We start from the raw sequence: 5,616 nt of genomic DNA on the forward strand, positions 1-5,616 counted from the left end.
CGCCACCGAGCCGCAGCGCGCCATCGTCGGTGATTTCGTGCCCGACGAGGTGCTGGTGACGGTCGACGGCGATGCCGCTACCGTACAGCAGATCGCTGCTTCCTTCGGCCTCGAAGTGCGCTCTGAGCGCCAGTCGCGCCTGCTCGGCACCACGCTGGCGCGGTTCGGCATTCCCGACGGCCGTCCGGTCGGCGTCGTGCTGGCGCAGCTTGCCGCTGACGGCCGCACAAGACGGCGTGAGCCCAACCATGTCTATTCGCTGCAGCAGGCGGCCGGTATCGTCAACTATGCCTTCGATCGCATCGCGCTCGACGCCAAGGCGGCGAGCGGCGAGAATGTGCGCGTCGCCGTCATCGACACCGGAATCGACGACACCAACCCGGCGCTGTCGGGCGTCATCGCCGACCAGTTCGACGCCATGCCCAACGTGCCGATCGAAAAGCGCGACCATGGCACCTCGATCGATGGCCTGATCGCCGGCGTCGGCGCGCTCAAAGGCATGGCGCCGGGGGCAAAGATCTACCATGCCCGTGCCTTCGAGGGTGGCAAGTCGACTATGGACGTCATCCTTTCGGCGCTCGACTGGGCGGCGGAGCAGGACGTGCGCATCATCAACATGAGCTTCGTCGGCCCGAAGAATGACCTGCTCGGCATTGCTTGCCGCAACGCTCGCTCGTTGGGCATCGTGCTGGTCGCCGCCGCCGGCAACAACGGGCCGAAAGCACCCTATGGTTACCCGGCGGCCTTTGACGGCGTCATCGCCGTGACCGCCACCGATGCCAAGGACGGGTTGATGCCGCAGGCCAATCGCGGCGCCTATGTCTTCATCTCGGCCCCCGGCGTCGAGATGGTGGCGCCGAGCGGCGCCGGCTCCGACGTCGTCACCGGCACGTCCTTTGCCGCCGCGATCGTCAGCGGGGCCATCGCCAACCTGATCCATGTCGCGCCCGACCGTTCGGCCGACGAAATCGAGAAGGCGCTGGCCGACACCGCAAGGGACCTTGGCCCGAAAGGCAGGGACAATGACTTCGGCTATGGCCTGCTGGACACCAAGGCGGCGGAAGCTGTGAAGAAGGAATGAGCTTCAGTCGAGATGGATCGGGTGCCCAATCAACAAACTTGTCGCCAATGGCCTAGATTGGTGAGCAGTGGAAATCATTAACGGTCATTCGACAGCAGTTACAGAATGACCGAGATGGGACTGGAAGCAAACTGACCGTTTCTGGGGTCCGCGATAGCTCGATAGCCGCGAATGGCTGGCCTCCGTCCATGACAGTCTCGGCGGGCCCGAGAGGGCACTATGATCAGATTTCAGTTCCCTCGCGCCGCTGCACTGCGGGGTCGTATTGTGAGAGTCCCACGATGCTTCAGCTTCGGCCACCACGGGCCAATCGCGACAATTGCCCTATCGGAATGGGCAAATCGTGATGCGCACATTCTATCGATTGGTTGCCGTTATGATCGTGGTGTCCGGCTTGACCGGTTGCATCAGTGTTTCCTACTACGCGCAATCCGTGCAGGGTCATCTGCAGATCATGACGGCGCGCAGGGATGTCGGAAAACTGATCGAGGACCCTTCGACGCCGAAGGCATTGCGCGCCCGAATGGTATCGGCGAGCGCCATACGACAGTTTGCAACTGATGAACTGGCGCTGCCCGATAACAGCAGCTACCGCAGCTATGTCGACATCGGTCGGGACTCGGTGACCTATGCCGTCTTTGCCGCGCCGGAATTCTCGCTGACGCCACGAACATGGTGTTTTCCCGTTTTCGGCTGCGTCCCCTATCGAGGATATTTCTCCAAGAAGTCTGCGACTGAAACCGCCGTCGAACTTCAAGGACAGGGCATGGACGTCTTTGTGACCGGCATCACTGCCTATTCCACGCTTGGCTGGTCAAGTGACCCGCTGTTAAGCACGATGCTCAGCCAGGATGAGACATATCTTGCTGCGCTGGTTTTCCATGAACTGGCCCACCAGCGCGTCTACGTGCACGGCGATTCCGCATTCAACGAGGCGTTCGCTGTCGCCGTCGAAACAACCGGGGTAAAAAAATGGCTGCGCGCCGCTGGCGCTACTGCGCAATTGCGCCGTTACGAAGCCGCTGAGAGGCGCAAAGCTGAATTTCTTACGCTTGTCTCCCAAACCCGGGACGAGCTAGGACAAATCTATGGCAACTCCGGCACCTCGGAGCAGAAGCGGGCCGCAAAGATGGCCGCGATTGAACGGCTGCGGACGCGCTACCGACACATGCGCGACAGGCGCTGGGGTCGATACCGGGGATACGATGCCTGGTTCGCCTCCCCAATCAACAACGCAAAGCTCGCCGCGACTTCCGTTTACAGTGATCGGGTGACCGCATTTCTCCGCCTGTTCGACTTGTGTTCGGGCAACTATGCACGGTTCTATGCGTCGGTTCGACGGATTGGCGTACTGGACGAACCTCATCGCGCCGAAACACTTGCGGCGGCAGATAGCTGCTATTGAGCCCGTCAATGTAAAGGCCGAAGCGTCTCCTTACGAAGTTCCTCGAGCGGCACGTGGCGAAGCTTGTCGGCGCCCCTCAGGAGTTTGACCCGACCGACCAGTCCAGGCCTTCTTTCGCCAAATGCCTTCGGCGCAGGAGCGCCGGCCCTATTGTCGCATCGTCGGAACGAATGCGATCAGCGGCTGTTTAGCCATCGAAGGGACCGCAACCAAGGATGTGGAATGTTTGACTTTCAGAACTTGGAACTTGCAATCGCGAGGCAACGCGTGAACCGGGCGGAACTCGCCCTTGAGCGTGCTGAGGAGATGCTCAACGAAGAGTGCGGCGTCGGTATCAACTTGGCGCTTTGCTGCCGGATCACGTCGGCGCGACGGCGTGTCCTTGATGCAAGAGCGCGCCTGATGAAGATCGATCGGACCAACCACCCACTGAGGGCGGCAGCCCGATGATAGCGACCTTTGACATCGAGACTGCCAAGCATAGCGCCACATATCGTGCTGCTGGGCTCGCGCTGCTGACGCATCAGGTCGTGCATCATATCGAACTGACGGACGCCGCGGGAGAGAAGGTCGAGCAGGCGCTGGCGAGGCTTGCTGAGGCGAACGCTCGCGCGGACGGGCGCGCGCAGCCGTAAGGCGACATCATCCGGCTGGAAGTTCGCGCAGCGATGCGGCGAGTTGCGGCCGCTGTTTCGGTTCTTGCCGTTTGATATCAATATGATTGTGGCCGAGGTGGTTGGCGCCGGTCATGCCCGCTGCTGCGCCCCAACGAAGTTCGGCTCGTTGACCGATATCAGGCGCATAGCGGCAGTTCGGACTCCGTCGCTGCGAGCGATTGAGTTTTGATCCTAACCCGGCGCGCCCGCCACCGACCCCCGCACCACCAGATCGACCGGCCAGACCTCGCCGCGGGCGCCCTCCTCGAGTCCTGATATGCGCGCCGCCAGGCGCTCTGCGACGCGGGCGCCGGCGAGCCGGATCGACGAGCGCGTCGTCGACAGCGGCACGGGGAAATTCTCCGGCTTCAGCCACGGAAAGACATCGTCATGCGCGATCAAGGACAGGTCGCCCGGAATGGTCAGGCCGAGATCGCGCACCGCGCGCACCACGCCGAGCGACATGATCAGGCTGGAGCAGGCGATCGCCGTCGGCGGCTCGCTCTGTTCGAGCAGGCGCCTGGCGGCGCGGTAGCCGTTCTCCTCGGTCATGGTGAGCGAACAGATATGGCGCTCGCCAAGCACGAGGCCAGTCGTGGTGAGTGCCCGGCGCATGCCGCGCTCGCGATGGATGGCGAAGGTCTCACGGTCGTCGCCGTTGATCAGCGCCAGCCGCCTGTGGCCGAGCTGGACCAGCAGCCGCGCCGCCTCGTGGAAGGCGCCCTCGTTGTCGATGTCGAGGAAGGCATAGTCGAAGTCGAAGCCCTCGCTGCGGCCATGGACGATGAAGGGGATGCCGAGCGTGTTGAGCAGCGCCACCCGCCGATCGGCCGGCCGCGGCGAGGAGATGTAGACCGCGTCGACCTGCCGGTTGGCGACGATGCGCCGGTAGGTGGTCTCCTGGTCGTCGGCGTCCGCCGGCGACAGCACCAGGTCGAGCTCGTGCGAGCGGGCATAGTCGCCGAGGCCGGACAGGAACTCGACGAAGTGCGGATCGATGTCGACGGCGGCGCCGGTCGGCAGCACATAGCCGATCATCCCGGTCTTGCCGGTCGCCAGTCGGCGCGCGCTCGGATTGGGGCGGTAGCCATGTCGCTTGGCCGCGTCCATCACCCGCCGCCGCGTTTCCTCGTTGACCTCGGGATAGCCGTTCAGTGCCCGGCTCACCGTGGTCTGCGACAGCGCCAGCATGTGAGCGAGCTGTTTAAGATTCACCGGAGGCCTCCAAGCCTCAAAGCGCTTTTAATTTGAGTCAAAACGACAACCAACGCTGGTGACGTCGAACGCGCCGACCATAAGCATCGTTCAGATGGGTTTGAAGCAAAATTTACTGCTGCAGCGCCAAAAAAACGTGCTGCAGTGCACTTTCTGCGCACCTATTTGCAGAAATTAAATCGATTAGCTTTCTGCCCCCTCTTGACTTCCGGTTGATTCAATGGCGAGATCAAAACGACCAAAGCGCTTTGGAAGACTCTTCGAAAGGTTGCGGTTCCTTTCTGACTGAGTCACAGTCCTGCGGCGTCGGCGGACGGAATGGAGGTTCCGTTCGATTGGCGGAATGGAAATTCCGTCCGATTGTTTGTGACCACTGGGAGGAATATCGATGAAGAAAATGCTTCTGCTGGGCGCCGCGTTCGCGACGCTGGCCTTGAGCCTGCCGGCGCAAGCCGAACTGAAGTTCAAGCCGGGCGAGGACCCGCGCTTCAACTGGCAGAACTACGAGGACCTCAAGAAGGTCGACCTCAAGGGCGAGACGCTGACCATCTTCGGGCCATGGCGCGGCGAGGACGAAGGCCTTGTGCGCACCGTTCTCGAATATTTCCAGGAAGCCACCGGCGTCGAGATCAAGTACTCCTCGTCGGAGAATTACGAACAGCAGATCGTCATCGACACCCAGGCCGGCAGCCCGCCCAACATCGCCGTGCTGCCGCAGCCGGGCCTGATCCAGGACCTGGCTTCCAAGGGCCTTTTGACGCCGCTTGGCGACGACACCGCCAAATGGGTCAAGGACAATTACGGCGCCGGCCAGTCCTGGGTCGACCTCGGCGCCTTCAAGGACAAGGACGGCAAGCCGGGCTTCTTCGCCTTCCCCTACAAGGCCGATGTGAAGTCGCTGGTCTGGTATTCGCCGGACAATTTCGAGGAAGCCGGCTACAAGGTCCCGAAGACGCAGGAAGAACTGGCCGAGCTTGAGAAGAAGATCATCGCCGACGGCGGCAAGCCGTGGTGCATCGGTCTCGGCTCCGGCGGCGCCACCGGCTGGCCGGCGACCGACTGGGTCGAGGACATCATGCTGCGCACGCAGACGCCCGACGTCTACGACAAGTGGGTGAAGAACGAGATCCCGTTCAATGATCCGGCGGTCGTCAACGCCATCGACATCTTCGGCAAGATCGCGACCGACGACAAGATGGTCGACGGCGGCGCCAAGGCGGTTGCCGCGACCGACTTCCGCGACAGCCCGAAGGGCCTCT

General features: G+C 62.3%; 6 protein-coding genes. 5 read left to right on the forward strand and 1 reads right to left on the reverse strand.

The annotated features are described in order from the left end of the window. The 4 genes from EN742_RS22120 to EN742_RS22135 form a co-directional block, all read left to right on the forward strand. Window positions 1-1,081 (forward strand): S8 family serine peptidase (locus EN742_RS22120; RefSeq protein ID WP_128333272.1); only part of this gene is annotated, 1,081 nt, incomplete at its 5' end. Between the two features lie 346 nt (window positions 1,082-1,427). After that, the gene (locus tag EN742_RS22125; protein WP_126056956.1) at window positions 1,428-2,486 is read left to right on the forward strand and encodes an aminopeptidase; all 1,059 of its coding nucleotides are present in this window, start codon (window positions 1,428-1,430) and stop codon (window positions 2,484-2,486) included. Window positions 2,487-2,708: 222 nt separating this feature from the next. Beyond that, the gene (locus EN742_RS38755; RefSeq protein ID WP_126056955.1) at window positions 2,709-2,936 is read left to right on the forward strand and encodes a hypothetical protein; all 228 of its coding nucleotides are present in this window, start codon (window positions 2,709-2,711) and stop codon (window positions 2,934-2,936) included. After that, window positions 2,933-3,121, forward strand: coding sequence for a hypothetical protein (locus EN742_RS22135; RefSeq protein ID WP_127405046.1), 189 nt, complete (start codon window positions 2,933-2,935; stop codon window positions 3,119-3,121). Before EN742_RS38755 ends, EN742_RS22135 begins: the two co-directional genes overlap by 4 nt. Window positions 3,122-3,334: 213 nt before the next feature. Here the strand turns inward: EN742_RS22135 and EN742_RS22140 are convergent, their stop codons facing one another. Continuing rightward, window positions 3,335-4,357 (reverse strand): substrate-binding domain-containing protein, encoded by a 1,023-nt coding sequence (locus EN742_RS22140; protein ID WP_126056953.1) that lies wholly within the window; start codon window positions 4,355-4,357, stop codon window positions 3,335-3,337. Between the two features lie 388 nt (window positions 4,358-4,745). On the opposite strand from EN742_RS22140, the gene EN742_RS22145 reads away from it, so the two are divergent. Further along, the coding region (locus EN742_RS22145; RefSeq protein ID WP_148670190.1) for an ABC transporter substrate-binding protein at window positions 4,746-5,616 on the forward strand (871 nt) is incomplete at its 3' end.

Source organism: Mesorhizobium sp. M4A.F.Ca.ET.020.02.1.1 (assembly GCF_004022645.1).
Classification (GTDB): Bacteria; Pseudomonadota; Alphaproteobacteria; order Rhizobiales; family Rhizobiaceae; genus Mesorhizobium.

What these genes read in the sequence shown, in the direction of transcription:
- EN742_RS38755 (WP_126056955.1), top strand. Translation starts at nt 2,709, where the DNA reads ATGTTTGACTTTCAGAACTTGGAACTTGCAATCGCGAGGCAACGCGTG.
- EN742_RS22125 (WP_126056956.1), top strand. Translation starts at nt 1,428, where the DNA reads ATGCGCACATTCTATCGATTGGTTGCCGTTATGATCGTGGTGTCCGGC.
- EN742_RS22135 (WP_127405046.1), top strand. Translation starts at nt 2,933, where the DNA reads ATGATAGCGACCTTTGACATCGAGACTGCCAAGCATAGCGCCACATAT.